Below are 25,951 nucleotides of genomic sequence, written 5' to 3' on the forward strand. Positions count from 1 at the left end.
ACTACTTAAAGAGCAACTTCTTTGCACCATAGCCAACGGCAAGTAGCAAGATTATATCGCCAACACTTATTCCGCCGCTCGCATTCTTATTAACAGGGGCAGTTTTCACGCTAGATTTATTAAAGGAAAAAAACTTCTTTTCGAGCGAGGTGTTGGTGTCTAACTGGCCAGCTACAAAGTACTCTTGATCGGCAAAAAACACATATGAGACACCGCTGTTATTCTGTGCACTTTGGTATTTTATTCCAAAAACCCGCCGGCCGTCTTTTTCAAATAAGTACTTAAAATATTCAGTCATTATCTGTGTTGGGACATACTCAACATGTTCCCGGCCATCCTTTTCGATAGGCCGACGAAACTCGGACAAAAAACCTTTCATAAAAATAGCGGCTACACGATTATCCCTACTCTCATGGTCAAAAATGCTCGGGACCTCAAATCCATCTGTGAGATCTAGAATTGTCGCGTCTTTCAAAAGTCCAAATTCGCCAACAGAGGCGATCCCCTTAGACTTATTCCCAGAAGCAGCCTCAACAATTGCAGTTTGCACATCGCCCGCTGCGTAAAACATCACAACACCTGCCGGACTCATCCGATTAGCAAACTTAGCAAATTCAACGGGAGGAGGGCCGAGCTCCTTAACAGACGCAAAGGTATCTTTGTCATGCACTCTTGCCCGAAACACTATTTCGCCAGCTTTCATTGTTTTGAGCAGTCCTAAATCGAAGCAATACTCGGCTACAGACTCCAGAATGTCGCATGAGGAGGTAGCGTCTTGCGTTCCGTAACCATATGGATCCCTTTGGGGTTGTAAAGTCCCCCATCTTAGGACCACCTAGGAGTAGAAACTTCCAGCCGTTTTTTCGAGGTTGCCCAGAGGGCAGGGGGTACCCCCTGCCCTCTGGGCAGCAAATTCAATTGGCGTCATGTTGCCGAGAGATTCATGAGGCCGTTCCTCATTGTACTCCCGGATAAATTCTTCAGTACAACGGCGGACTTCACTCAAGCTGTTGAAGATATACAAGTCCAAAACCTCCTCTCTATATGTCCTGTTGAATCGCTCTACGTAGGAGTTTTGCGTTGGCTTGCCCGGTTGGATCAAGTCCAGTTCAACGCCATGCTCTTCAGCCCATACAGCCATGGCCGAACTGACAAACTCCGGCCCGTTATCCATCCTGATCCTTTCAGGATAGCAATTACGCTCCTCTGCGACACGATCTAGAACTCTGGTCACTCGTCCCGCCGGAAGATTGGTGTCGATTTCAACAGCCAGCACTTCACGGTTGTAATCATCAACAGCGTTGAAAGTCCTGAACGCTCGTCCGCTGTATAGCGTGTCGCGCATGAAGTCGATCGACCAGCAATGGTTTGCCGACAACGGTTGTGCCACCGCAATTCTTGGTCCTTTCGGACGGCGCTTCTTTGACTTGCGCTTCAGGTTCATCTTCAGCAAGCAATACACTCGCCATACCCGTTTATGATTCCAGAGCTTGCCCTGTTTTCGAAGGACAGCGAAGAGCTTGCTGAAACCCCATGTCGGCTTTTTCTCGGCCAGTTCGATCAACGCTGCAACCACTTCGCTGTCATCACGAGGGTGCGGCTTGTAGGCGTAGTAACTTCGGCTAACCTTCAAAGCCGCGCATGCCTTGCGAATGCTCATCTCGTGTTCGTTGACCATGTGCGAAACGAGCTGCTTGCGTTCAACTGGCCTCAGAGCTTTTTTTCGATGATATCCTTAAGAGCGGTGTTTTCAAGGCTGAGGTCGGCAAACATCTGCTTGAGCTTGCGGTTCTCAGCCTCAAGGTCTTTCATCCGCTGGATATCGGATGCTTCCATGCCGCCGTATTTCGACTTCCATTTGTAATAGGTGGCATTGCTGATGCCGTGCTCACGGCATACGTCCTTGACGGTCCTACCGCCTTCTACGGACTTCAGGATCTTGACGATCTGATACTCACTGAATCTTGATTTGCGCATAAGAAACTCCTGGCTCAGTTTGGGCCAGAAGTCTCTACTTTGCAATGGACCTATTATACGGGGACTTTACAGGGTAATTTAAAAAAAACATAACGAGATTTATGCTTTACCTCTCGACAAAAGCAATCCCAATAGTATTGTATTTCAACCTCTGGGTTTGGATTTGCAAAGTCCTTCAACCAACAATCCTGATTAATCACGCCAACAATATCCGAAAAGACCTCGCTCTCAGCCTCAAATTCCTCTTCAAACAGTACCTCCTCTGTTGTGTGAGGATCAATGATCCATCCACCTTCTTTCGACTCATAGGGCGTCCCTGAGCCTTCAGGGCTATTCCATTCCGCTCTAATGCTTTCGACAACGAGACCTACAACATCTTCGAGAGAAGCCGCTATAGGAGAAGAACCCTCTTTTCCGCAATAGTCACAGACATTACTAACAGCGTTGTCTGAAACAAACCTTTTTACAGCCTCTTCGTGTATGCAGTCCTTGCAAACATTTTTCTCCGGGACATCGCCATATCCTCTACTTTCAACCTCTTCCATCCATCTCTTCATTCCACCCATGACCGACTCCACAAAAATTAGCTAAAAAGTACGCGCGAGTTAATGCACAATTTTATGGTCTTCATAACTTCAATCGCTGCATCCATCCATAAACCCTCGCAGACCAGCCTGCGATAGATTCAGGATCAAGGACACCTCTCCCCCCCTTGGGAGTCTGAGGATGGTTGACGCCACAATGGCGTTCCTTCCCGCACAGATCGTTGAGTAGCTTCTTTGGCCAGTTGAGGGAATCTTGGATGAGTTCTCGTTTCAAAACCTCAAAGTTGGCTTTCCATCCCATCAAGTCCTTTACAACGAGGACTCGGGTGGAAATAGCCTTATCGGCGTCTGAAGTGTCTACTTCAAGCAGATGCACAATCCTGCCTCCAGTTCTCAGGCCAATCATTGCAATGCTTCTCGCTTCGCCAGTTGTTGAGAGTAGGTGTTTCTTACACCTCCCCACTTTGGGAAGCGGGACAATCATTTTTTCGACAAAGACGCACCCATACGTTCCGATAAGGACTCGGGCCATGTCTAGGAAGCACTCAAATTTATTTTCGAAAAACCGGCTGTAATCCGTTTCGTCGTTCAAGGTGTTCCAGTCTGCCGCAGGCAGGCCGTGATCAGCAACGCCTTCTTCCGTGCTGACCGAAACTACTTTGTTTCCACTTTCGTCGCCCTGAGTTGAGGTAGCTCCCTTTCTGTCCTTGGAGGCTACCCGATTTACATGAAATGGCTTCTTGAACACGACGGCAACACTGTCGCCCTCCATCTGTATTGCGGTGGTGTCAGCGTTAGCGGCAATGTCGTCATGGATGATCAGCGGAGAATGCTCTGCATTACCGGCAGGATGAACTACTTGCCCGCTTCCAGGAATGGAGTGCTCAAATTTCGGATGCTCGATATATATTTCTTCCGGCATCGCATTTGGGACGCCTCTGATCGCATCAATCTCCCAGGCAAAAAAACAGTTCACTTCTTTAACAAATTGCCCACGGGCTTGTAGAAAGACATTTTCCAGGGGCGGCGGTTCGAACTGAAAGGTCCATTTTCGATATTTTGGCGCATTCTTCCCGTTAAATCGTTGAAACTTGCATATGCTTTCATAGGATTTACGAGCATCAGCATCCAACAGGACCCAGGAAAGGTAGTTTTGGGATTTCGGTTCATTCAAGTGGGACACGGCATAGCCGGCAGAAGGCATAACTCGAATGGTCGCGCAATTCTGTACATGGTCCACGAAAACGTCGAACTCGCTTCTCAAACACTCCGATTCAATTGCCGTCCGGGAGAGATACTTGCCATGAAAAAACAGGGTCCGAGCCAACTCGAATTGCGGGAGGAATATTGTCCTGCCGTCATAGTTTTCGAAAACAAAACAGAACTGGCCTGCTTCCAGCCTCCTTTGGAACCCTGCGATCGGACATTCTCCGATTCTTTTGACGAGCCACTTTCGCGTATCTGTGATCTTGATCCGTTGGTTGTACCCCGGCTTCGAGAATTCTGTGGTTGGGTTAATTATGCGCCTTCTTGCGAGAATGGGGGCATTAGAGAAACTCAGGTAGCTTTTACGTTGAGAAGGAGCGAGTTGAAGATTGACGTTCCATTTGCTGCCGGAATGCCATCTGAACAACGATCCAATCCCCAAAATTTTCACATCGTCATCAAATTTTTTGAATTGATATTCATTCATTTCGACCATCCGAGGTAGTACAAGAATTGTCTGGTTAGGTCATACATTCTCTGTTCGCTCAGACCGGACAACCGTAGCAATTCCCAATAGGATATTTCTCCTGAAGGTGAGTCATGGTCTATTATGGTTCGGATAACCCTCCTTACCTGGTAGCTACCTACATCTTCGCTGAATAGTTCCAAGAATGCAGCCGAAAGGGGCAGCTTACCTAACTTGCGCGAAAGATGCCGACACTCGGATTGGGTCAGGTACCAATTTATGCTCCTGCGTGGGCCGTCCAATTTATGAGAATGCTCTCGTTTTACCGCCTTGAGGCTCTCAAGAACCAACCTGTCTCGTTCATGCCAATCAACTCGTTGGCTTTTCGAACGAGTTGTCCTTCTATATTTGTTGTTGACGTCATTTAGCCAGTTACGGTCATTTCTGTAAAGCCAAGTGTAAATTGCGTCACCTCCTGATTTTCGTGATTTCCTGGCCCCTTGCCCTTTAACCATCTCAAGCCATGCCTTGCGTTTGGCATACAAAACAGATTGCGAAATGTTCCCCGATGGGGAATAGGCCACCGGATGTTTTGGGGCGATTTGCTTTCGGGCTTGAGAAATCACATCTTCAAAATTCCACTCCGCCCCCAGCAGTGTTTCCAAGACTACTATGTGCTGCAAGAAGCTGTGTGACTTCCTGTGCTTTCGCATGAAAAGGCGTAACCAGTTGGATTTGTTGTCGGTGACGGGAATACCCAATTGGGCAAGACTTTGGGGTGTCCAGGAAGAGAGGACTTTATGCTTGAGGAGATCGTAGCTGACTTTGCTTTTTCTGGTGATTTCGGCTGCATGAGCGGTTAGTGCGTAAAAGAGGCTCCATTGCTCAAGGCTGGGCGATCGCGCAGGCGGCAGATCGAGAAGTTCTTTCACTCGCCTCTCTATACGTTTCCCATTGGGAGAACTGTTTGAGTTGGATGGCAAGCACAACATGGTCGGAGTTAGGGCTACATAGGCATGCCTGTGGTAATTGTGCAATTTGTACTGCGTGCTGTACAGTTCGCCGTGCATAAGACAATGGCTGCAGCCCGGAACCTGCCACTGACGTAACCAGTATAGCTCACCATGTTCTGAGAGTTGTTCTTCTAAGCATTGAGGGCACACCCGGAGATACTCCGGCTGACGAATTCGAGATGTCGTAACCCCCAAGGCCACATGGACCGCCCCTTTGGCTCGGTGTGTCATCCAGTCTAGGGCTACAAGTCTCCTCGTTTCCGGTATGAAGGGAGCGTAAAGCGGAAAGAGGGTATGCTTGTATATCAGGTCTTCAGCGGCAAGACCTAATGAATCCGGGTACTGTTTAGAAATGGCCTCTACATGGGACGGCAGATCAATCGTGGCTACGACCCTTCTGTCGCTAAAGACTGCATCCAGGAGTTGCTTGGGACTTGTGATGCCAAAACGAACGCCCGCCCGTGCTACAGTGCTATAAAGCAATTCGTCCGGATACGGCACGGGAAAATTAAGCATACCACTACCCTGCTTTGTTCAGCCAGTCCTCCAAATTGAATATTACTGAGTTCTTGCTCAAATGCGCATGGAGAGATTTCTTGTCAGCTTGGGAGTACATGAACCGCAAATCGTCTGATTCCAACGTATGCCAGTCTTTTTGAGGGACAGACTTGGTTTTCGGTCTTTTCTTCGAATGAGGCTTTTCATCTGATTCATACCACTTCAACGCTATTGATACCAAATCCTTTGTGGCGAGCTCCGGATGTTCTTCGACAACGCGTCTCACAAGCGGAACGATTGCTTCGCTCTCAAAGTCCATGCTTATCAGCAAGCTGTGAAGCCTTAGGGCTTGGGAGTTCCCTTGGTATGGATCAGAGGTGGCGGCTGATGACCATGGTGGCTTTATAGCGGCCGTAAGCTTGAGCAGCTTGGTGTCGATGTCGGGGATCATCAAATCCGAAAATTCCGCAATCCGTTCAGGATCACCGGACCGAAGGGCTGCCAGCATCGGGTGTACCGGCTTCAATTCGTCTTCATACACTTTGTTCAGAATGTTGATCGTAATCCGCTCTACACCCGTCACAATTGCCCTAAGTTGGGCCAGGACAAACAGTTTGACGACAATATCCAGAACCCCCTGGGACAAGTCGAACCAACAGTCGCGAATATCATCCATCAGGACCTCATCCCGTTTCTGGAGCCATTGGTAGGTCCATAGTTTGTCCGTGAAGGCTTTCCATTCAGTTATCCTACTCGTACCCGTTGCTGAATCTATAATCTGAGTTGGAGGCTTCATCGGTTCCCATAGAAGAGAACCGAAGCCGGCACCACGTCGGCCGGAACGCAGATCCTCTTCAAAAATCGGCCTCGCCTTGGGCGTTCCCACGAATACTACGGGTAAGCCAATGGTGTTCACCAGCGTAACAAAGAAATTGAGCATTTTGTCGACACCGCCCGACCGCTTGCGGCTAAGGTGCTGAATTTCGTCTATGACGAGCACGCCGATGGCATGAGCGTTTGCCACCTGGCTCATTTGGGCCAAAAGCGTTTCGATCCCATGCCGTTTCTTGACGTACTTGGTCTCGTAATCCGTATGCAGAACACGGTCCAAGGCCCTGAAAAAATGGATGCACAAACTCTTCAGGGAACCGTCGTGGGGGCAATCCACCTTGAGATGAACGACTTGGGTAAAATTATGGTCTTCATGGAAAATAACTTGTGGATACGTTGAAAGGATTCTGTCCAATGACGTGCTCTTTCCGCTTCCGGAACAGCCAATCAGCAACGAGCTCGAAGCGGTTGATTTGACCTGATGAAAACGAAAGACGTCCAGGTCGCCGGTCATGATGCGCTCATAGCCATTTTGCATATGGGTATTGAGTGAGCCGTCTTCAAGGTTTCTTCCGACGTATCCCTTCCTGATCATTATCGAGAGCTTTTCTTCCAGCAGTACGTGAGAAGCGAGCGGTTGGAAAAAATCATCGAGCAACGAGGCAATCATGTGCGCCCGGTCACGCCCCTCGGCAAAAATGTCTTTAAGATCGTAGTGGACGGAACCGGTCAGGCCTGCCTTGACCTGCTTCACGGAAAGAGTCGACGGCAAGGCCTCGATAAAAGGATTGCCTCGATACTGGACGATAGCCGATTCCCGGTACACCGCTTTTACCATGTTGGGAGGGAGTGCCATTTAGTTCTCCTCGTCGCCGAAAAGTTCTTCAATGAAGTCGGGGTACTCGCCGCTTTCAACCTCATTACCATTCAAAGGCGTCACCTTGGCTCCTGTGGATGTGTCAGGTTGCGCGGGCTTACTGATCAAAGGGCTCCGCTCCCGTCGCTTCTCCTGCTCCTTATTGCCGCGAATGCTGCCGATTCTCTTGGCTTTGCTCATGCCCTCGGTATCAGGAGCCCGCTCCTCGGCTTCTTTGATTTTACCTGCGATAAAGCGTTCGTGCTTCCGCTTTTGCGTTTCCATTTCCAATCGACTTTGGGCAGTGACCTTTTTCTGCTTATCCTTGATCTGCCAGACATCCCAGAAGGAGGCTCCGGCAAACTCCCGTGAGCGTTGCGCCAGATTGCATTGCCAGTATTCGCCGCTGTTTTGCGACGGGAACAAGTAGATGGTGTCGGCTGAAGACGGATCGTATGCCGCTTGCAGCCCGACCGGCCTGCGCACCCCTTTACCCCTATGGAGCCAGCCTCGTTCAACGATTTCCCTGGAAGTGTAGTGAACTCCAAACACGGATACTCCCAGCTCGGATACAGTGGCTTTTGTTCGCGGCATGAGACTGATACGAATAGCCTCCTCGGAAGCAGTCCTCAGCCGTCCTGTACGATTTTGGATACCCCAATTCCATAACGAAAGCGGGGTCATTACCAAATCTGCCGGCATGTCCGAATCGCGATCATATTTTTCCAACACGTCGTACTGGTTATGCACCAACACGGAGGAAAGAATGATTTCCTTGAAAGCCCGCACAGTAAGCTTGGCGTCCAGTCGGTAGTCTCGTCCTCCGTGCTTCTTCACGAGAGTCTTCTCGACAACGCCTGGCGCGAATGGCTTGAACTCGGACTGGATTGTCCGGAAATTCCGTTCGACAATACCTTTGGCGTCACCTCTATATGGAGGAGTGTTTTCGATCCTGACCGAAAAGCATGCTTCCAACGATTCAATCTGATGGCCCAACAGTTCTCCTCTGTCGGCCAGTATGGCGTCCGGCAAACCGACAGCGGGCCAATCTTCTTCCGTGATCTCAAAGCCGTATTCTTTGCAGAACTGAACCTTGTCGGTCATGGACATAACGAGTGCTTGGAGTGCTGCGGGGTAGGAAGCATTTTCGAACCCGACATAGAGGCCGGTGACCATGCGGCTGAATACGTCGATGACGAAGTAGACGACCGGCCGTCCGACGATATTGCGCCTGTCGCTGTCCGAGACCAGATAGATGTCGGCTATGGTCGCATCAATCTCATATCTTGAGCCAGGTCCGAGGGCGTCCACGTTGGCCGTAGAAGAAATTGGCCTGACATCCTTGTCGTACTCGATGCGGCTTGTCCGCTTTTTCAGCTTTTCGACCGTTCCGTATTCACGCTTGTAAAAATGCAGCATCTGCCAGTTGGTCGGAATTTCCGATTCGGGTGTGCCGGGAAAATGGTTTTCATAAAGATCAATAAATCTGCGGTGTGCGTAGGGGAAGCTGCTCCCTTTGTCCTTCAGCAGATATTTGTTGATCGCAATCCGGAACAACCGCTCCGTCTGTTCGTCAACCACGGCGCCGACTCCGGGCATGTGTTTACGAGGTCTTCCGAGCTTTTTGGTTGTCGCCTTGCGTTTTTTCCCCTTTCCCCCGGAATTCCTGTAGTCCGGCAACAGGGCATTAGGGATTTGACCGCGTTGCCAGTAACGCCGGATCATCTTGTAAAGATGAGGCAAAGAGGTGTGCTTTTTCTCGACGGTCTCCGCAATCAGGGCACCGCGTACCTTGGGATCGTAATATGAAGGATCGTTAACGATGGCCTGAATCAAATCGTAATTCTTGTCCCGTTTTATCTGGGCTTTGCTACCTTGCTCCGGTGTACTGAAAGCAAGTTCCACGAACGGGTCGTCGGTCCTCGAAAGGGTGCCGTCGTCAAAGCCTTTCTGCAAATCTCTGACAAGCACGATCGAAGGGAATGCTTTGGGATCATCCACGCCGATCCACACTAATTCCTCCCCGTGCAGGGACAAAACCCTGAACAACGCTCCATCACATTTCAGGACTTCATTTATTCTGAACATGAAGATCCTCCTCGGTGCCCCACGAATCCGCAAGAGCCAAATCGGCAGGCGTGAGCTTGGTGGAAATCTTGAATATATCAAATGTGAATATGCGCTGGGCAAGAAGCTGCCTGATTTCCCTCAGGGATTCGCCCGGCGGTTGCTCATAGGCAACATCAATCTTTTTGGCGATGTTGGTGAGCGTTGTTTTGGGGTTGGCAGCGAAATGATAGCTGTACGTATCGACAAGCTGCGGCAAGTCTTCGGCGGCGATTTCGTCCCGTTGTGCCGGGTAAAGCCATTTGATGTTCTGGAAGACGATGGCAGGGATTTCTTTCTCCGTGATCAAAAACCACGGCACATCCTTGTGCTCCCAATACCGACGTTCAAGCTCAAGCTTTTCCATGACGCGCGACTTTATGAGGTCCTCGGAACGTTTGGCTTGCAAGGCAAATTTCGGAAGGTCTTTGTGCGTGGAGTTCGCCAGAAAGTCCGACGACATGACCTGCTCGACGCCAGCCACAGCAGGATGCTGGATGCCGCACTCTGCTGCTATCTCAAGGGTCAGTTCTCTCTGAAGAGAAAACTGCTCTCTGATCTCAACAATATCCGGCTGCCATTCGAGAATGAGGAAGACCGCCAGTTCAAGATCGGAAAAGAGGTGGTGGGTTCTTTGCGACTTGTGTCCGAACACGCGGTGGGACCGTCCCCGTGAAGGGAGATCGCGCACGGTCAGCCATGGTTTATAGTCACGGCCTCTGCCGTCACCGCGCCCTTCCTTGATCCATTTCCGGATCTTGGGCTCGGTCAGAGAATACTTGTTGTTGGCCATAAGAAAACCGCTCCTAGCTTGCTCATTATGAACAACATACCAGAAGCGGTTTCACTTAACAACTTTATTACTTACTTAACAACTTTATTACTCACTAAACAACTTTATTACTCACTAAACAACTTTATTACTCACCCACACGGCCTTTTCCTGCTGAGGCCTTGAGATGCCCACTGTTACCGTTTTGGCCTGATGGCGGATGGTATCGATGGGACGGGTCATTTCTTCGATGGCCTTGTTCAGGATGGTCAGGATATCGGCAAGGCGTGCTTCGGATGCCTGGATGGAAGAAGCCTGACTGACCAGCCACAGCATGTAGTTGGCCAGAGCTGCGGCAACACGGGCAGGCAAGGCGGAATCCGTTGCACCGGAGGCGATTCGCTCGTTGCAGGAGTTGAGCTGAACGAGCAGTTCCTCGCGATCAAACTTGCTTTCATCCTCGATCATCTCGGACAGGAAGGTCCGCGCGTTGCGGAACGGCTCGGCGTGGGCGTCGATGGCCTTGGCAGCGCTGATGCCCCACCAGTGACCGGCCACGGTTTCCGTCACGAAATCAAGTCCACCGCCAACGCGGGGTACCTTGATCACTGCTTCCGCCACGCTGTCGAAACGATCCTCATCACTGGCGCAGAAAACAATGGGCGAACCATTGTGGGCCTTGAAGATGGTTGTTTCCTTGACGGTATCGCTGACGACCATTTCCGGCAGGTCCGAAGCCATGACCAACGTCAGCGGCTCGGTGGAGAGGTCGATGTGTTTCTTGTCTTCGGTCACATCGCAGGGAATGGATTTGTAGCACAGCTCCGAGAGCTTGATGCGCACTTCCTGGGCCGCGATGCAGTTGGCGCCGTTGCCGACCAGTGCCCAGTAACGATGCACTGGTGCGTACTTGCGGGCCACTTCGGCGATGGCTTCCTTGCCGTCCAGCACCTCGTCGATCTTGTTGGGCAGATTCTCCAACGCTTCAATCTCCGGCAGGGAGGACTTGGCGTCAAGTTCGCCAAGGACATTGGCCAGCCACAGGGAGAGCAGCTTGCCTGCCGCCACCTGCGAATAGAAAGCCTTGGTCGAGGCAACAGCCATTTCCACATCACGACCATTACTGGTGTAGATGTAGGAATCGGACTTCTGGACCAGCGGGGAGTTGCGGCGGTTGACGATGCAGTTGATCCACGCGCCACGGTCACGGCACAGATCGACCACGCGGTTGGTATCAGTGGTGGTGCCGGACTGGGAGACCGGAATCAGGATGACATCATCCATGGGCTCGTCACCCATGAACCCGATCAGCTCGGAACCGGTGTAATTCTCGATGGATATATCGGTTTTGCCCAGAGTGTGACGCAGCAGCGAAGCCACGGCCATGGCAGCCACGGCAGCCGTCCCCTGTCCCACAGCCACGATGCGCCGGATGGGACGATCCGTGTCCTGAATCCGTTTGACCAGATCAGGACCGTTGCCAAACCCTTCGGGCAGGAAGGTGACGCCGTCGTTCTCCTTCACATACTTGCCGTGCAGGGTGTTGCGCACGGAGCTGGAAGCTTCGTGGACTTCCTTTTCGATGTAGTGATTGTATTTTCCGCGAAAAATGTCGCGGGAGAAGATTTCGATTTTCTCTTCCTTGAGCTTTTCGGTCTCGCCATTGTCCAGATACTTGGCCTCGGGAACGGAACCGGCCGGGTCGGTATCCCGAAGAATGACGGACACGCCGCCCTGACGGTGGACCGCCATGGGGTAGGAAGAACGAGCCCGCGCTGCCATGCCATAAGCCTCGGAAGCGACCAGCCAGCCATCAAGAGTGTGACCGACATAGAAGCTCTGTCCGCTGCCCTTCTGGGCCAGGAACTGGCTGTCGAAGTCGCTCAGGTTCTGCATGACCACGGCCAGGGAACCTTCGCACCGCTTGAGCACGTTGCGGAAACGGTCCTCGGCATCGCCTTCGGCGGGATTGTCCAGATGGAACAGAACCGGAAGGATTTTGGCGTCAGTGGAAATTACGGGTGGGATGTAAGCGCCCTTGGACAGGACGGTCTCTTCGACAAGTGTCCGATAGTTGTCCACATCCCCGTTAAGCACGAACATGGTGCGTTCCAGTCCGGTGGACACATCACCTTCCACCAGCCCGTCAACGGGATGGCAGTTGGGGACGGAAATAATGCCGTTGGATGCCCAGCGGGTGTGCGCGATGATATTCAGCGTCGCCAGGCCGGAAGCCATGTCCCACAGCAGAGAGTCAGACTGGATGGCCTCTCGCAGTACCGCGCCGTTATCACCTAGCTGCCCGACCAACTGCGCGACCTTGTACAGGAAGCGACAGACAGTGCGACCATCGTCCAGCTTACGCAGCAAGACCTGACGCGTATCGGCATTGGCGATGGATGAACGCGCTTCCAACTCGGCCTTCTGGCCTGCGTCCAGAGCCGCCTCGGGATCGATGCCTTCAGGCAGTATGAATGCCACGGCAACGCCGGCGGAGTCACGACCACGGACTTCCAGCTTATCGATGGATTCCAGAACCTGCTCGATACCCCAGGACAGGAAATGCTTGTCGCGGGCCTCGACATCCTCAGCAATGGCCGAAGGCATGATGGCCAGCGTCCGTTTCACATTCTCCAGAACTTCCTGCTCGATCTGCCAGAGATAGTCGTCCAACTGTTCACGCAGGGCTTCCAGTTCATCGGTTCTCGGTCCCTGTTCCAGCTTGACGGCAGCCGCATTCCGTAGATTGCGGATGATATCCCGGATGGACTCCAGCGTACCACGGGTCTCCTTGTCGGCGACCAGTTGGTAATGCAGGCCAAAGGCCATCAAATCATAAAAACGAGCCGCCAGGTCCTCCAGAGGAGCCTTGGCCGCCATCAAATCATCGCCACCCGCAGCTTTCTTGAATCCGTCTTCAAGCGAAGCCAGCCAAGAGGTATCGGAGGGTTCGGTCCACAGCCTGTTGCTCAAAAAACTCGCAATGCCGCACATAATAAACTCACCCTTATCGTTTGTACTTGTCCTTGAAACGAACAATGTCGTCTTCGCCGAGATAGCTGCCGGTCTGCACCTCAATCAACTCAAGAGGTATTTTACCGGGATTCTCCAGTCGATGCACATTGCCTAACGGAATGTAGGTTGATTGGTCCTCGGACAGGATTTCCTCATGATCGCCATTGACGACCTTGGCCGTGCCCTTGACCACCACCCAATGTTCCGCCCGGTGGAAATGTTTTTGCAGTGAAAGAACTTCGCCCGGTTTCACGACGATTCGCTTGACCTGAAACCGGTCCTCCATGGTGATGCATTCAAAGCTGCCCCATGGACGATACACCGTCAGGTGCGCTTCTGTCTCCGTGCGGTTCGCGGCCTTGAGGCGATTGACCACATCCTTCATGCCGTCGAGCTTGTCATTGGCAGCCACAAGCACCGCATCCGGGGTTTCGACCACGGTAATATCTTCCAACCCGAGGGTCACCACCAGACGACCCGAAGAACGAACATAGCAGTTCTTCGTATCTTCCAGAAGGACGTCGCCCAATGCGCTGTTGCCATTGGCATCCTTGGGATTGATGTCGTGCAGACTGGACCAGGTACCGAGGTCCTGCCAGCTTTTGCCGAAGGGAACCACTTCGATATCCTGAATCTTTTCCATGACCGCATAGTCGATGGAATCGGACGGGCATTGCTCAAAGGCTTCCCTGTCCAGACAGGTGAAATCAAGGTCCTCGAAACTGCCTTCCACTGCCTTGCGGCACTGACGCAGCATTTCGGGAGCAAATTCTTCCAAAGCGTCAAGGTAGCGGGCAGCGCGGAACATGAAAATACCACTATTCCACAGGTAGTCGCCTGACTGCACATACTCTTCTGCCGTAGCCAGATCAGGCTTTTCAACGAATTGGCGGACCCGGCATACCGAGCCGTCTACGCTCTCGCCCTGCTGAATATACCCGTATCCCGTATTCGGTGCGTCGGGTACAATGCCGAAACAGACGAAATGGTCTTGTTTCGCCCGCTCGTACCCTGCCTCGACCGCTGTTCGGAAGGCTTTCAGATCGTCGATGGCATGATCGGCCGGAGCCACCAGCATGATGGAATCAGGATCGGCCATGAGCGCGGCAAGGGCAACGGCCGGAGCAGTATTGCGCCCGACCGGTTCCAGCACCAGTTTGCCGTCTATACCGCGCTGGCGCATCTCTTCTGCCACCAGAAAACGGTGCTCGCTGTTGCAGACCACGATGGGTGCCGTGGTCTCACCAAGACTGGTACACCGCTCCAAGGCATCGCCAAAGAGCACGCGCCCCTCGGATACCTCAATAAACTGTTTCGGATACAAGGTTCTGGAAAGAGGCCACAGGCGAGTGCCTTTGCCTCCGCACAGAATCACCGGTTGTATCATCAGGACCTCACTTATACATCAAAGCCCGAAGGCCGTATCTTGTCTTATTAACCGCCAGTACGGCACTGTCTCGTGCCGCAACAAACACTCGTGCCGGCTCCACTTTGAGGAAGCAGCAACAGTGCGCTGCATCACCAACAAAAGACTCTCCCGAAGGAACACTTCAACAAAGCCGGCTTGCGGCATATACCTTACCGTGAAGCGCTCATGCAACCGGAAGAAGCAAATCACTCCGTTTCCAGTCGGAACACCCTGTTCAACCTACCGACAAATCACTGTAAAACATGGAAAAACTACGAGCGCATCCCATGTTTCTTCATCAGGTCGTAGAACGTGGGGCGACTGACACCAATGGACGCCGCAGCCTTGACCACATTGCCCGACGACTTGTCCAACGCCCGCTTGACCATGTCGCGCTCAAGCATCATCCGCGCATCCTTGAGCGACATGTCGCCCATATTCAACTGATGCTGCAATGCTTCGTCGCCCTTCATCCCGAGGTCTTCCGGCATGATCTGTGGCCCGGTAGCCATGATCACTGCACGCTTGACGCGATTTTCAAGTTCACGAATATTGCCCGGCCATTCATACCCCTTGATGCAGGCCATGGCCTCGTCGCTGAAGGTCTTGTTGTTGGGTTGCCCCACAGCCACGCTTTTCAGGAAATAATTCGCCAGCAGTTCAATATCCTTACCGCGCTCACGCAGGGGGGGCAGCACGATATTCATGACGCCAATGCGGTAATACAGGTCTTCGCGAAAGCTGCCCTCTTCCATGGCCTTGTGGATATCGATGTTCGTTGCTGTAAGGATTCGGACATCGACCTTGATCTCCTCGCGCCCACCGACGCGAGTGACCACCATCTCCTGCAGGAAGCGAAGGAGCTTGACCTGGAGCGCCATGGGCATTTCACCTATTTCATCAAGGAACAGCGTGCCTTTGTCAGCGTATTCGACCTTGCCCTTGAGCCGCTTGTTAGCTCCGGTGAACGCGCCTTTCTCATACCCGAACAGTTCCGACTCCAGCAGGTTTTCCGGTATGGCCCCACAGTTGATGGGGATCATATCCTTGCCGGCGCGCATGCTCTTGCCGTGGATGGCTCGGGCGACCAGTTCCTTTCCGGTTCCCGATTCACCACTAATGAGAACCGGTACGTCCGATGCGGCGACCCGTTCAATTTGTGAAAAGACTTCCTGCATCTCAGGGCATTCGCCAACAATGCCGTAATCATTGACCGACTGACGGCGCAGGTCCTGATTTTCCGACTCAATGGTCTGAAGATACATGGCCCGATCGACTATGACTTTCAATTCATTCAGGTCGATGGGTTTTTTGTAATAGTCATAGGCACCTATCTGAATGGCACGCAGAGCTGCGTCCCGTTCCTCGTTGCCCGTAATAACGATAATTTTGGAAAGCGGGTTCATTCGGAGCATTTCCGTCAGACAACGAAGTCCTTCCTCCACGCCATTCTCATTTGGCGGGAGTCCGAGGTCGAGGGTCACCACAGGCGGCGAGTGCTTGCGGAACAACTTAAGCGCTTCCTCGCCGTCGCTGGCGAAAAACAGTTCGTAATTGGAACGCGACAATCCCCATTTCAATTGTCTGCGTATTTCATCGTTGTCGTCGACTATGAGTAACTTCTGCATATGTATTCACCCGGGTTTCCGGTTATACGAGATTATTCCGGCCTCGGCAGAACAACGCTGAATTCTGCGCCGCCGCCGTCCGGACTCGTTGCATAAATTTTGCCCCCGTGGGCATCCACGATCTGTTTGCACTGGTACAGCCCGATTCCCATTCCTTTCTTCTTGGTCGTCTTGAACGGCATGAAGAGTCCCTTCTTGAGGATGTCACCATCAATGCCCTTGCCAAAGTCAATGACCCGCAGGACCGGCAACTCATCGTCCACGATATGCACTTCAAAGCGCCTGTTTTCACCTGCTTCCATGGCATTGACATAGAGGTTCAGAGCCACTTTTTTGATTTCCTCGGGGTCGGCCAGAACAGTGACGTTGCTGCCGAAAAATTCAATTCTGGCATCCGGAATCAATCGGGCGGTATCCTTGGCCAGTTCGAGAAGATCAACGGGCTTCAACTTCAGGGAGCCCTTCTTGGGAATATTGGTCAACTGCGCGATCAGGACATTCATGCGCCCGACGATGTTCGACAGCGAGTCGAGCATGTCTTTCTGGAACTCGGGGTCATCGATGTACTCACGGGCGTTTTCAGCGAGAAGGGATAACGGATAGACCTGATTTTTCAGATCATGGAGCACAAACGCAGCCACCTGTCCGAACCCTTCCATGTCGCGGGCCTCGGCCAGTTCATCGCCCAAACGCAGATTCATGAAGATGGCTCCCACCTGACGGGCCAGCGCGCCCATCAGTTCCATGTCTTCCTCATCATACTGTTCGACCTTGTTGATGGGACTGGTCAGGAAGATGATACCGAGCAGGGTCTTGTCCGAAAAAATGGGAATCACGAATCGCACATGTCCGTTGGTCAGAAATTCCTTGGTCGCCTCGGCCATTTCGATATCCGGCCCGGACAGATCAAGAATGGACCGGCTCTGTCTGAGGTGATCCACCAAGGGTGCTTTTTCCGGCAGTACGAGTTCGACTTCGTCCATTTCGTGGAAGTGCACAGGCGAGAAATCCGTGGAGTGACGCCCCTGCAGGAAAAGACTTCCACCGACAACACCGAAAGTTTCGCAATAGTTTATCAGGATATTATCGTAGAGTTCTTCGCTGCTCCGGGCGCGGGTCATGCGCTCGGTGAAATTCTTCCACTCGATGCGGTAATCATACTTTTCGCCATAAAAGTTGCGCTGGACCATGAGCCGCAGTTTGCGCCTGACGGTTTCCGACAAGGCCACGACCACCAACCCCAGCGCAGCAAGGAAGCCGATGACGAGGTAGGCGTAGGTGTGGAAGTCGCTGCCGAACAGCTTGATGCCTTCCCCGACCAGTCCCACACCCAGCAAGAAAATACCGGCAAAGAGTACAAGGAACGACCTGTAAGCCAATTGCCGGGAGATGGTGATGCGCTCATCACGCCCCCTGCTCCATTCCGAATACATCACCAGCAGCACGCCCACGATCACGCCGAACGCGCGAAGCGAGAGAAACTCCATGTCGATGGCCCGGAAGATCATGGACTGACTGAAATAGACTACCTGTGTCGAGAAAACCGCACCGGCGCCGACAATGGCGAACTTGATCTTCCACTTGGCTCCATGCGGTGCATTGGCGATGGTCGCTTCCAGAAAGTAGAGACCAACTACCAGAAACAGCATGACCTGCATGTAGAAGAAGAAGGATATCTCTTCCAGATACAGGATTCTGTCGATGGTGAAATCAGGCGAGTAGAAGAAATCTCGGACCGGGAAAAAGAAGACCATGGCTACCGGGACAAAGGAGAACAGCAGGAACAGCACTTGCTGTCCGCTCATACGGTGCCAGGCAAAATCGCGAAAATAGCTGAGACTGAACAGGAGGAAGGTTGGACAAAGCAACGCCTCAAAGTAGAGGGAGGCATTCTTGTACATCAGGAATCGAGCAGGATAGGAAGCGGCCAGCATGTCGCACGCCATCATCCCGCCAAGCACCCAAAAGGCGACAAGGAAGGAAAGGCTGCTCCATTTTCGGGTGGACCTGTAGACCACGTACAAGGGGTAACAGACCACCAGAAGCAAGGCGAATATTTGCAAAACCAAACTCATCATTATTCAGATTCCTTCAATACTTCTCCATACGACATTTTTCTCAGTATGCAAAATATTTAGTGTATCAACCTAGTTCCATTCCAGTCGTTCAGCAGACAATAAAAAAAGCTTCATGCTTTCACCGCCGATTCTCAACGAATCGGAAGTCACACCGCCGGGACACCCCACCCCGACGGAAGAAAACACGAAGCTACTGCACTGAGCTTCCTGGTACACACGCATCGCGTGCTATGGTCGAATCATACGACTCCTTGCTGCTCGCCCCCTAGTAGGTCCAGGAAAGAGTCAGTCCCACGGTATTTGATGTGTAATCGCGGGAATTTCCGTTCTCTTCATTGTTTTTCAAGCGGTAAGACAGCGTCGTGTTCAGAGACTCGGCAATCGCATATTGCAATCCGGTTCTCAGGAAATAATAGGTGTCATAATCATCATTGACGTCAAACTCTGCATACGCATTGCCGACAATGGTCAGCCTGCCCGTGAGGTCGTGACTGATATCGAAAGAAGGACGCCAGTAGCGTCTGTGCTCATCATCGTCAGCCCTGCGGTAATCATTGAAGCGCAGGCCGATATTCCAGTATCCGCGCTCATACTGCTGTCGCAATTCGGCACTGTGGGAGTAAGTCTCCTGCGTATCCGCGGACTGCGGGTCCTCGGTGAAATCCATTTCCGAGTAGAGCTTACCGACCATGGTGCCTGACAAGGCGTGAGTAACACCGATCTTGTAGGGATTCCCCTGATCATTGGAAGCCGCGGATTCGTACTCCGTATAGGTGGGGTACCAGATGGCCTCCACAAAGGAGTCCTCAGCGTAAGTATACTTGGTTCCAAGTGTTACATCGTAGCGATCGAATCCGCCCTCTTCCACGAAACGGGCATCCTGTTTCATGTATCCGGCGCCTGTGAGCAGTTCCCACCTGTCAGTCAACTCATGGGTTATATCAACGAATGCACGTGCGTTGCGCTTGTCGATATTGCCTTCTTCGGAGTACCAGATGTCGTTGAATTCGGCACCGGTGGTGAAGAAGGTCCGCTCGTTGAAATCGAAAACAAAGTAGGGTTTGACAGTGAAGATGTTCTGATCGGTGGTGCCGTTGGTGGTCTCTCCATCCTCCAACTCGCCGCGGGTCGAATCTTCATACTGTTTCTTGAAGGTGTCGGACACTTCTACGAAGAACAAGTCCTTGATCGCTTCCACTTTCAAAAAGCCGTCGAGGTAATGGTTCTGCTCATCGTCACGGACGTCGTCCATGTATTCCTTCAACTCGAAGTCGTAGGAAAGATCCAGAAAGATACGGGAATGATCATATGTAGCCGACAATCCTGGCTTGACAATAGCCACGGTGTCACCCTTGCCGCCGTTCACTTCTTCCACGTTGTCGTTGTATTCCGTAGTTGCGGAAATACGCGGTTTGAACTGGAAGTCAGCGGCCTGGGCCGGCAGGCACAGAGCCAGGACCAGCATAGCGGCTGTACATTGAACCAATATAGCTTTTTTGGAGAGAGTCAGCACGTGCACCTCTAGACGTTTAGCATATGAAAGTAAATTTCTTACTCCTTACTTGTATTATGCGCTAGTTGCAAGCGCAACTCCGCTCAACCTCTAGTCACTGCCGAAGAGCAACCGATAGGCCCAACCGCGCCTGACCGGTGGTCGGTCCTGCGGTTGATACCCGGTTCGGGGTCGGGGCGGAATATCGCCATCCCCTTCTTCGGCTGAGTCAGCAGGTGTAACCGGTTCAGGAGCAGCGGGCTTTTGCGGCGCAGGTGCAGTCTGTTGTTGAGGAGTCGGCTGGGGGGCCGTTTCTCTTCCAACACCGCGAAAATTAGACGCATTCATATTGAAAAGCGCCTCCAGTTGCTGCTCGATCCGGGATACCTGGCGTTCGAGTCGTTCAAGACGTTCCACGTTCTCAAGGTTGGTCTTTTCACTGTCCCTGACCAGATTCTTTTCCAGAAATTCGATGCGCGATTCGACACCCCGTATCTGCCGGAGGACCTTTTCCGCCCTTGGCGGGAGCCGCTTGGCTCCAATGGGGTTCTTGCCGGAAGCATGTGTGCCGGGCTTCTTCGAGGGCTGTGCGCCCTGGTGTCGTTCATCCGAAGTCGACGGAGCGCTCGACTGCCAGTATTGGCGCTCGAAATCCAGCTCCGTAACGATATCCGACACATCCGCCTCATTGACGGTGTTCTTCTGATTGGCAAAGGAATCGATCAGCAGATAGTCGCACAAAATATTAATCAGCCTGGGGATTCCACGACTTTGCTCGTGTACGAGATACAGCGCCTGATCAGTGAACTGGACAGCGTCCCTGTTTCCGGCGCGCTCCATGCGATAGTAGACGTATTCCTTGACCTCTTCGGCATTGAGAGGCTGGATGTGGCACCCGATCTGAATACGCTGGCGCAGTTGCAGCAGTTCAGGCGTATCCAGTGTCTGCCGGAGTTCAGGTTGCCCGACGAGAATGATCTGGAGCAGCTTGCCGCCATCTGTTTCCAGATTGGACAGCATGCGCATCTCTTCGAGCAACTCGGTATTGAGATTCTGTGCTTCATCGATGATCAGGACAGCCCGTCGACCAGCCGCATATTCATCGATCAGAAATTCGTTCAAGTCCCTGATCATGGTCGCCTTGCTCCGCCCTTCGGTTTCGAGGGAGAAGTCGTCGTTGATCATGGTCAGCAACTGCTGCGAATCGGCCTTTGTGTTAAACACCTTGGAAAGGGTGACGTTTTCAAGATGGCGATTGATAAGCTCCCGAATCAAGGTGGTCTTCCCTGCACCGACCTCGCCGGTCAGCAGGATGAACCCGGCCCGCTCCTGAATGCCGTAGCGCAGATAGGACAAGGCCTTTCCATGGGTCTTGCTCATGAAGAGCAAGTCCGGATTGGGCAACAGGTCAAACGGCTTTGCGTTGAAACCAAAAAATTCTTCGTACATGAATACTCCGCCTCGTTAACTCAGTACGAATGGTAATAGCTGTAGCTATACGAGCTACTATACCCGCTGCGCATGGCTCCGGTGGATGCCTGCGAAAAGACTGCACCGATGATATTGGACCCGCTCAGGGCTTCCATGGTGTCGCGAACCTCGTACTGGGAAAGCCGCCCCTCCTTGACCACAAGGATGGTGGAATCCACCAAGCGCGACAGGATGCGCGTTTCGGCAAAGGGCAATACGGGCGGGGAATCGATGATGACATAGCGATCCGAGTAGCGATTCTTCATTTCCCGAAGGATCATTTCCATACGCTTGGATGACAGCAGTTCGCCGGGATTGGCCGTGGGCGTGCCTGCCGGAAGAAAGGTCAGCTTGCCAATACCCGTTGGAACCAGCGCCTTACTGATGTCCGTGCCGTCGTTCAGGCAATCAGACAGACCGTAGGTGTTTTCCAGGTTGAGAAGATGATTGACACTGGGCCGCCTGATATCCGCATCCACCAGCAAGACGGTATGATCAAATTCATGAGCAAGGCTGATGGCAAGATTCGTGGCCGTGACCGACTTTCCCTCGGCAACAGTACCGCTTGTGACAAGCACCGTGTTGTGGAAGCCGTTCTTCTTGCTAAGACGAACAAGGTTCTGCTTCAGCTTGCGAAATTCCTCGGCCGCCGGTGAAACATTGTCATTCATGGAAACCAGCAGATGCTGCCCCTTGACCCGTTCTATGGCCTCGGCTGTCACCGAGCTTTCCACCAGCTTTCGATTGATGGCTTCTTCCGAAGGGGGGTCAAACGTTTCTGTCCTGCGTGTCGAATTTCGCATTTGGGATGCCTTCTTCAAGGCTTCTTCTATTCTGCTCATGCTGTACCCCTGATGGTTAGCTGATAACGCTGTATCTGATGATTTGGATGAGCTGGTCCACTATGCCAAGGTGCAACACTTCAATAACCAGAAAACTCAACACGACAAACAGGCCGAAAGCCCCGATAGCGTAGACGCGCATATTGATGCGCCGCTGCTCACGTTCAGCCTCGACGTCCTTGATCTTAGGAATGACAGCCAACACCGGAAGCCCGAACTTGCGCAGATCGTCCACCGTATTGATTGTCGGATTAATAAGGTCGAGCAGTATGATAAGGCCAATGGCGAGACCTATACCGAGAACCATGCTGCCGCCGATTATGAGCGGTCGGTTGGGACTGGACGGTGAAGAGGCCACCACAGCCGGGTCCAGTACCCGAAACGACATGGACTTATCCTGCAACTCCATCTCCTTGGAGACCTCGGACTGACCGTAACGGGAAACAAGCTTTTCATAGATGATGACTTCATTCATCTTCTTGCGTTCCAGCTCGGCCAATTGGGTTCGCAACGTGGGAATCTGCTTGAGAATCTCGTTTTCACGATCGATCTCTTCTTCCAATCGATTCTTGATGCTTTCCAACGATTCCAGCTCAACCTTGACGCCCTGATATTCTTCGGAGCGATAAACCGAACTCAAATCACCGGACCCACCACTTTTGAGCTGGGCCTTGGTCTGAGCAATGGAATTCTTGAGCTGCACGACCTGCGGATGGCTTTCCGTGTACTTGGTGCGCAAGAGCTTGAGCGACTTTTCCTGCTCTTCCAGCTGATTTCGCAGCGGCGTATTCTGCAGGAGAATGCTGCGCGATGTCTTGAGCGCGTTGATCTTAATATTGACCTGTGCAAGCTCATCTTCGGCCCGTTCGATCTTTCGACGCACAGCCCCTTCATCGGCGCTCAACATCTTGCCGGATTCGGTCTTGAACGCATCGATCTCAGCTTCTGCCGCATCGATACGATCCTTGAACACCTCGATCTGTTCAGCCAGGAACTTGGTTGCCTCAAAGGATTCCTGACGCTTGGTCGAGGTGTTTTCCTCAATATAAAGACGGGTGAGCGTATTAACCACATCACGGGCCACAAAAGGATTCTTATCGGTGTAGGAAATGGTGATGACACCGCGCTTTTCATCCAGTCGGATATTGACGTTGTTCTGGTACGACTTGATCAGATTATCCATCTGAGCCTGCGTTTCCATACCGAGGTCAAGATCCAATTCCCTGATCATCTTCGTGAGCATGGAACGGCTGAGCATGGTCACCTTGATGGCCTTGATCTTCATGTCCATGGACGGCGTGATAGCAATCCCCTTGACCAAATCGCTGATGACGTTTTGCTCTATGAAGACAACGCTTTCTGAATTGTACTTCTTGGGGATGACATACGCCACGATGATCGCGAGGAACATCACGGTCAATGCTATTGCTATGAACAGGCGCTTCCTTTCGAGGACGAGTTGCAGGTAGCGCTTGATATCAAGCCCATCCTCCTGCTCGTGGTAGTCGGCAGAGTGATTCTTCATCATGTATGAATGTCCTAGAAAAAGCTTTCCTTGGCAACGATATAATCTCCTGCATGGAGCTGGACGTTCTGCTTGAAGTCGCCCTTTTCCAGCAGTGCCTTGGTCTTGACCTTGATTACCTGTTGCTTGCCGTCTTCGGTGCGGACAATGGAAATTTCATCTTCATCCGCGTACTTGCTGAAATCGCCAGCCTGAAGCAGAGCATCCAACACAGTCAGCCCTTCAACGAAGGGGATCGCCTGCGGTTGATTGACTGCGCCGATGACAAAGACATTTCGGTCATACTTGACCGGCAGGAAAACCGTGTCTCCCGGCTTGAGCTGAATATCCTTCTGGAAATCGCCACGCTTGAACAGGCCGGAGAAGTCGGACATGACCTTCTTGCCATCGCGATACACATAGGACTTTTCCAGGTCGGCTCCAGCCAGCGAACCGACTGAGGCAAGAACATGGAGCAAGGTGGTCCGCTGGGACATTTCATAAACTGTCGGCTCGACGCCACCACCCACAACATACACACGACTGTTCATGCTCTGTTGCAGCGAAATATTCACGATGGGGTCCTTGATCAGCCGCTTGAGGCGCTTCTCCACCTCTCCACGCAACTGACTGATGGTGAATCCGGCAGCCTGGACATCATTGATTCCAGGCATGGAGATCATACCGTCGGGACGGACAAGGACCTGCCTGTTAAGGTCATTCTCGCCCCAAATGTGGACGAAAAGCGTGTCGCCTTCGCCGATAATGTACTCTTCGGCACAAGCTGGAGCAGCAATAAACAATACGGCAACCAACAGGAATAATGAGAAATGTCGCACGAGTCCCCCTTTGATGTGATTTGGGCTTCAGATACCGCTAGCGGCCCATCTTCTTGAGCATGACCGACACAGTCTTGAACATGATCAACAGATCGAAGCTCAGGGAATAGTTCTTAATGTAATACAAGTCATAGCGTAACTTTTCAATCGCGTCTTGAACTGATGCACCATAAGGGTAACGAACCTGTGCCCAACCGGTGATGCCGGGCTTCACGAAATGACGCTCAGAGTAGTACGGAATGATCTTCTTGAGCTCTTGTACGAACTCAGGACGTTCGGGGCGCGGCCCTACCAGGCTCATGGAACCGAACAGCACGTTGACCAACTGCGGCAGCTCGTCGATGCGCGACTTGCGCAGAAAGCGACCCAGCTTGGTTATACGGTTGTCGTTTTCCTTGGCCCACACCGCGCCTGACTTCTTTTCGGCATCCTGACGCATGGAGCGGAACTTCACGATCTCAAAAGGCTGGTCGCCCTTGCCCACTCGCACCTGACGGAAAAAGATCGGTCCCGGTGAATCCAGCTTGATGGCCAGTGCCACCAGCGGGAAAAACGGGGTGACGATGATCAATCCGATGAGCGAGAGGACGATATCCATCAGTCGCTTGATGAAGCGGCGGATACCGATGATCTTGAAACCGCTGGCAAAGATCAGCGCGCTGGGACGGATATTTTCCAGCATGAGGCGCTTGTTGACGCGCTCATAAAATTCGGGAGCATCCATAACCTCGATACCGCTGAGCTTGCAGCTCAACACTTCCTGCAAGGGGAAAGCACCGCGGCGTTCCGACATGGAAACAACGATGTTGTTGGCCTTCAGCTCTCTGGCCCGATTCAGGATATTGAACGAAGGTGACTCCACCTGTGCCACGGGATCGTCATAATCGCCGGGTTCGCACTGGATGAAATCGCTGAATTCGTACCGTCCGCCGGAGGTTTCAGCCAATTCGCGCATGTCACGGGCCAAATCGCCGTTACCCACGATCAGGACTCGCTGCATCACGCCCGGGATTCGACGCCAATGGGTGGAGCCAATAATCCAGACGGAGTGCAGGACCCCAAAGAGACAAAGGATCATCAAAACGATTTCTTCCAGCTGCATGAACAATCCGGCCTTCCAGTAGATGACGAATGCCACATTGGTGGCAAGAACCATGCTCATGAACAGACTGATCAAGCCTTCCCTGCGCGGGTCGCGACTCAAGTACATAACCATGTGCACGATGAATGAGGACAAAAGGATGATACCCGCCAGCACTGCCAGATCGTAACAACGGCCCTGGCACACTGCGAGCAGTTCACTGAAATCATTGAACACGAACAAGGAACTGAAAGCGAGCGCTATAAAAAGGAATATGAAGTCCTTAAACATTCTTACTGATGCGAGCGTAACCATATCATCCCT

General features: G+C 52.2%; 18 protein-coding genes and 1 pseudogene. All 19 read right to left on the bottom strand.

All coding sequences use genetic code 11. From position 1 onward, the window contains the following. Position 1 precedes the first annotated feature (1 nt). A complete protein-coding gene (locus DPRO_RS06600) occupies positions 2-703 on the bottom strand; it encodes an RES family NAD+ phosphorylase (protein ID WP_157917384.1) in 702 nt (233 codons plus the stop codon). Positions 704-835: 132 nt separating this feature from the next. Continuing rightward, a protein-coding gene (locus tag DPRO_RS06605; protein WP_407681397.1) for an IS3 family transposase occupies positions 836-1,977 on the bottom strand; the annotation gives its coding sequence in 2 pieces (ribosomal slippage) (positions 836-1,725 and positions 1,725-1,977; 1,143 coding nt in all). A gap of 53 nt (positions 1,978-2,030) precedes the next feature. Beyond that, entirely contained in the window at positions 2,031-2,543 is a 513-nt protein-coding gene (locus DPRO_RS06610; RefSeq protein ID WP_097011336.1) for a HEPN-associated N-terminal domain-containing protein, read from the bottom strand. A 61-nt stretch (positions 2,544-2,604) separates the two neighbouring features. Further along, positions 2,605-4,215 carry a Tn7-like element transposition protein TnsE gene (locus DPRO_RS06615; protein ID WP_097011337.1) on the bottom strand — a complete coding sequence of 537 codons (1,611 nt, stop codon included), beginning with the start codon at positions 4,213-4,215 and terminating at the stop codon, positions 2,605-2,607. Then, on the bottom strand, positions 4,212-5,126 hold the full coding sequence (locus DPRO_RS20450; protein WP_232005725.1) for a TnsD family Tn7-like transposition protein: 915 nt from the start codon (positions 5,124-5,126) through the stop codon (positions 4,212-4,214). Before DPRO_RS20450 ends, DPRO_RS06615 begins: the two co-directional genes overlap by 4 nt. Positions 5,127-5,267: 141 nt before the next feature. Then, positions 5,268-5,723: pseudogene (locus DPRO_RS20720) on the bottom strand (TniQ family protein); the annotation flags it as partial. A gap of 4 nt (positions 5,724-5,727) precedes the next feature. Then, positions 5,728-7,392: an AAA family ATPase gene (locus DPRO_RS06625; RefSeq protein WP_097011339.1), complete on the bottom strand. Its 1,665-nt coding sequence runs from the start codon at positions 7,390-7,392 to the stop codon at positions 5,728-5,730. Then, positions 7,393-9,480 carry a Mu transposase C-terminal domain-containing protein gene (locus DPRO_RS06630; RefSeq protein ID WP_097011340.1) on the bottom strand — a complete coding sequence of 696 codons (2,088 nt, stop codon included), beginning with the start codon at positions 9,478-9,480 and terminating at the stop codon, positions 7,393-7,395. Then, the gene (locus tag DPRO_RS06635; protein ID WP_097011341.1) at positions 9,464-10,291 is read right to left on the bottom strand and encodes a TnsA endonuclease C-terminal domain-containing protein; all 828 of its coding nucleotides are present in this window, start codon (positions 10,289-10,291) and stop codon (positions 9,464-9,466) included. Before DPRO_RS06635 ends, DPRO_RS06630 begins: the two co-directional genes overlap by 17 nt. Positions 10,292-10,405: 114 nt before the next feature. After that, a complete protein-coding gene (locus tag DPRO_RS06640; RefSeq protein WP_097011342.1) occupies positions 10,406-13,264 on the bottom strand; it encodes an SIS domain-containing protein in 2,859 nt (952 codons plus the stop codon). Positions 13,265-13,277: 13 nt separating this feature from the next. After that, the gene (locus tag DPRO_RS06645; protein WP_097011343.1) at positions 13,278-14,672 is read right to left on the bottom strand and encodes a mannose-1-phosphate guanylyltransferase/mannose-6-phosphate isomerase; all 1,395 of its coding nucleotides are present in this window, start codon (positions 14,670-14,672) and stop codon (positions 13,278-13,280) included. 293 nt (positions 14,673-14,965) lie between these two features. Next, entirely contained in the window at positions 14,966-16,321 is a 1,356-nt protein-coding gene (gene prsR / locus DPRO_RS06650) for a PEP-CTERM-box response regulator transcription factor (RefSeq protein ID WP_097011344.1), read from the bottom strand. Between the two features lie 32 nt (positions 16,322-16,353). Further along, positions 16,354-18,399 (bottom strand): XrtA/PEP-CTERM system histidine kinase PrsK, encoded by a 2,046-nt coding sequence (gene prsK, locus DPRO_RS06655; RefSeq protein WP_232005726.1) that lies wholly within the window; start codon positions 18,397-18,399, stop codon positions 16,354-16,356. A gap of 265 nt (positions 18,400-18,664) precedes the next feature. After that, positions 18,665-19,864 (bottom strand): TIGR03016 family PEP-CTERM system-associated outer membrane protein, encoded by a 1,200-nt coding sequence (locus DPRO_RS06660; protein WP_157917385.1) that lies wholly within the window; start codon positions 19,862-19,864, stop codon positions 18,665-18,667. Between the two features lie 138 nt (positions 19,865-20,002). Continuing rightward, positions 20,003-21,340 (bottom strand): XrtA/PEP-CTERM system-associated ATPase, encoded by a 1,338-nt coding sequence (locus DPRO_RS06665; protein ID WP_097011346.1) that lies wholly within the window; start codon positions 21,338-21,340, stop codon positions 20,003-20,005. Between the two features lie 20 nt (positions 21,341-21,360). Continuing rightward, entirely contained in the window at positions 21,361-22,203 is an 843-nt protein-coding gene (locus DPRO_RS06670) for an XrtA-associated tyrosine autokinase (RefSeq protein ID WP_097011347.1), read from the bottom strand. A gap of 16 nt (positions 22,204-22,219) precedes the next feature. Then, positions 22,220-23,731, bottom strand: a complete 1,512-nt coding sequence (locus DPRO_RS06675) for an XrtA system polysaccharide chain length determinant (RefSeq protein ID WP_232005727.1) — start codon at positions 23,729-23,731, stop codon at positions 22,220-22,222. Between the two features lie 11 nt (positions 23,732-23,742). Then, positions 23,743-24,546 carry a polysaccharide biosynthesis/export family protein gene (locus tag DPRO_RS06680; RefSeq protein ID WP_232005728.1) on the bottom strand — a complete coding sequence of 268 codons (804 nt, stop codon included), beginning with the start codon at positions 24,544-24,546 and terminating at the stop codon, positions 23,743-23,745. A 37-nt stretch (positions 24,547-24,583) separates the two neighbouring features. Then, positions 24,584-25,942 carry a TIGR03013 family XrtA/PEP-CTERM system glycosyltransferase gene (locus tag DPRO_RS06685; RefSeq protein WP_097011348.1) on the bottom strand — a complete coding sequence of 453 codons (1,359 nt, stop codon included), beginning with the start codon at positions 25,940-25,942 and terminating at the stop codon, positions 24,584-24,586. Between the last annotated feature and the right edge of the window lie 9 nt (positions 25,943-25,951).

The sequence above is a fragment of the Pseudodesulfovibrio profundus genome, assembly GCF_900217235.1.
In the GTDB taxonomy this organism is placed as follows: Bacteria; Desulfobacterota; Desulfovibrionia; order Desulfovibrionales; family Desulfovibrionaceae; genus Pseudodesulfovibrio; species Pseudodesulfovibrio profundus.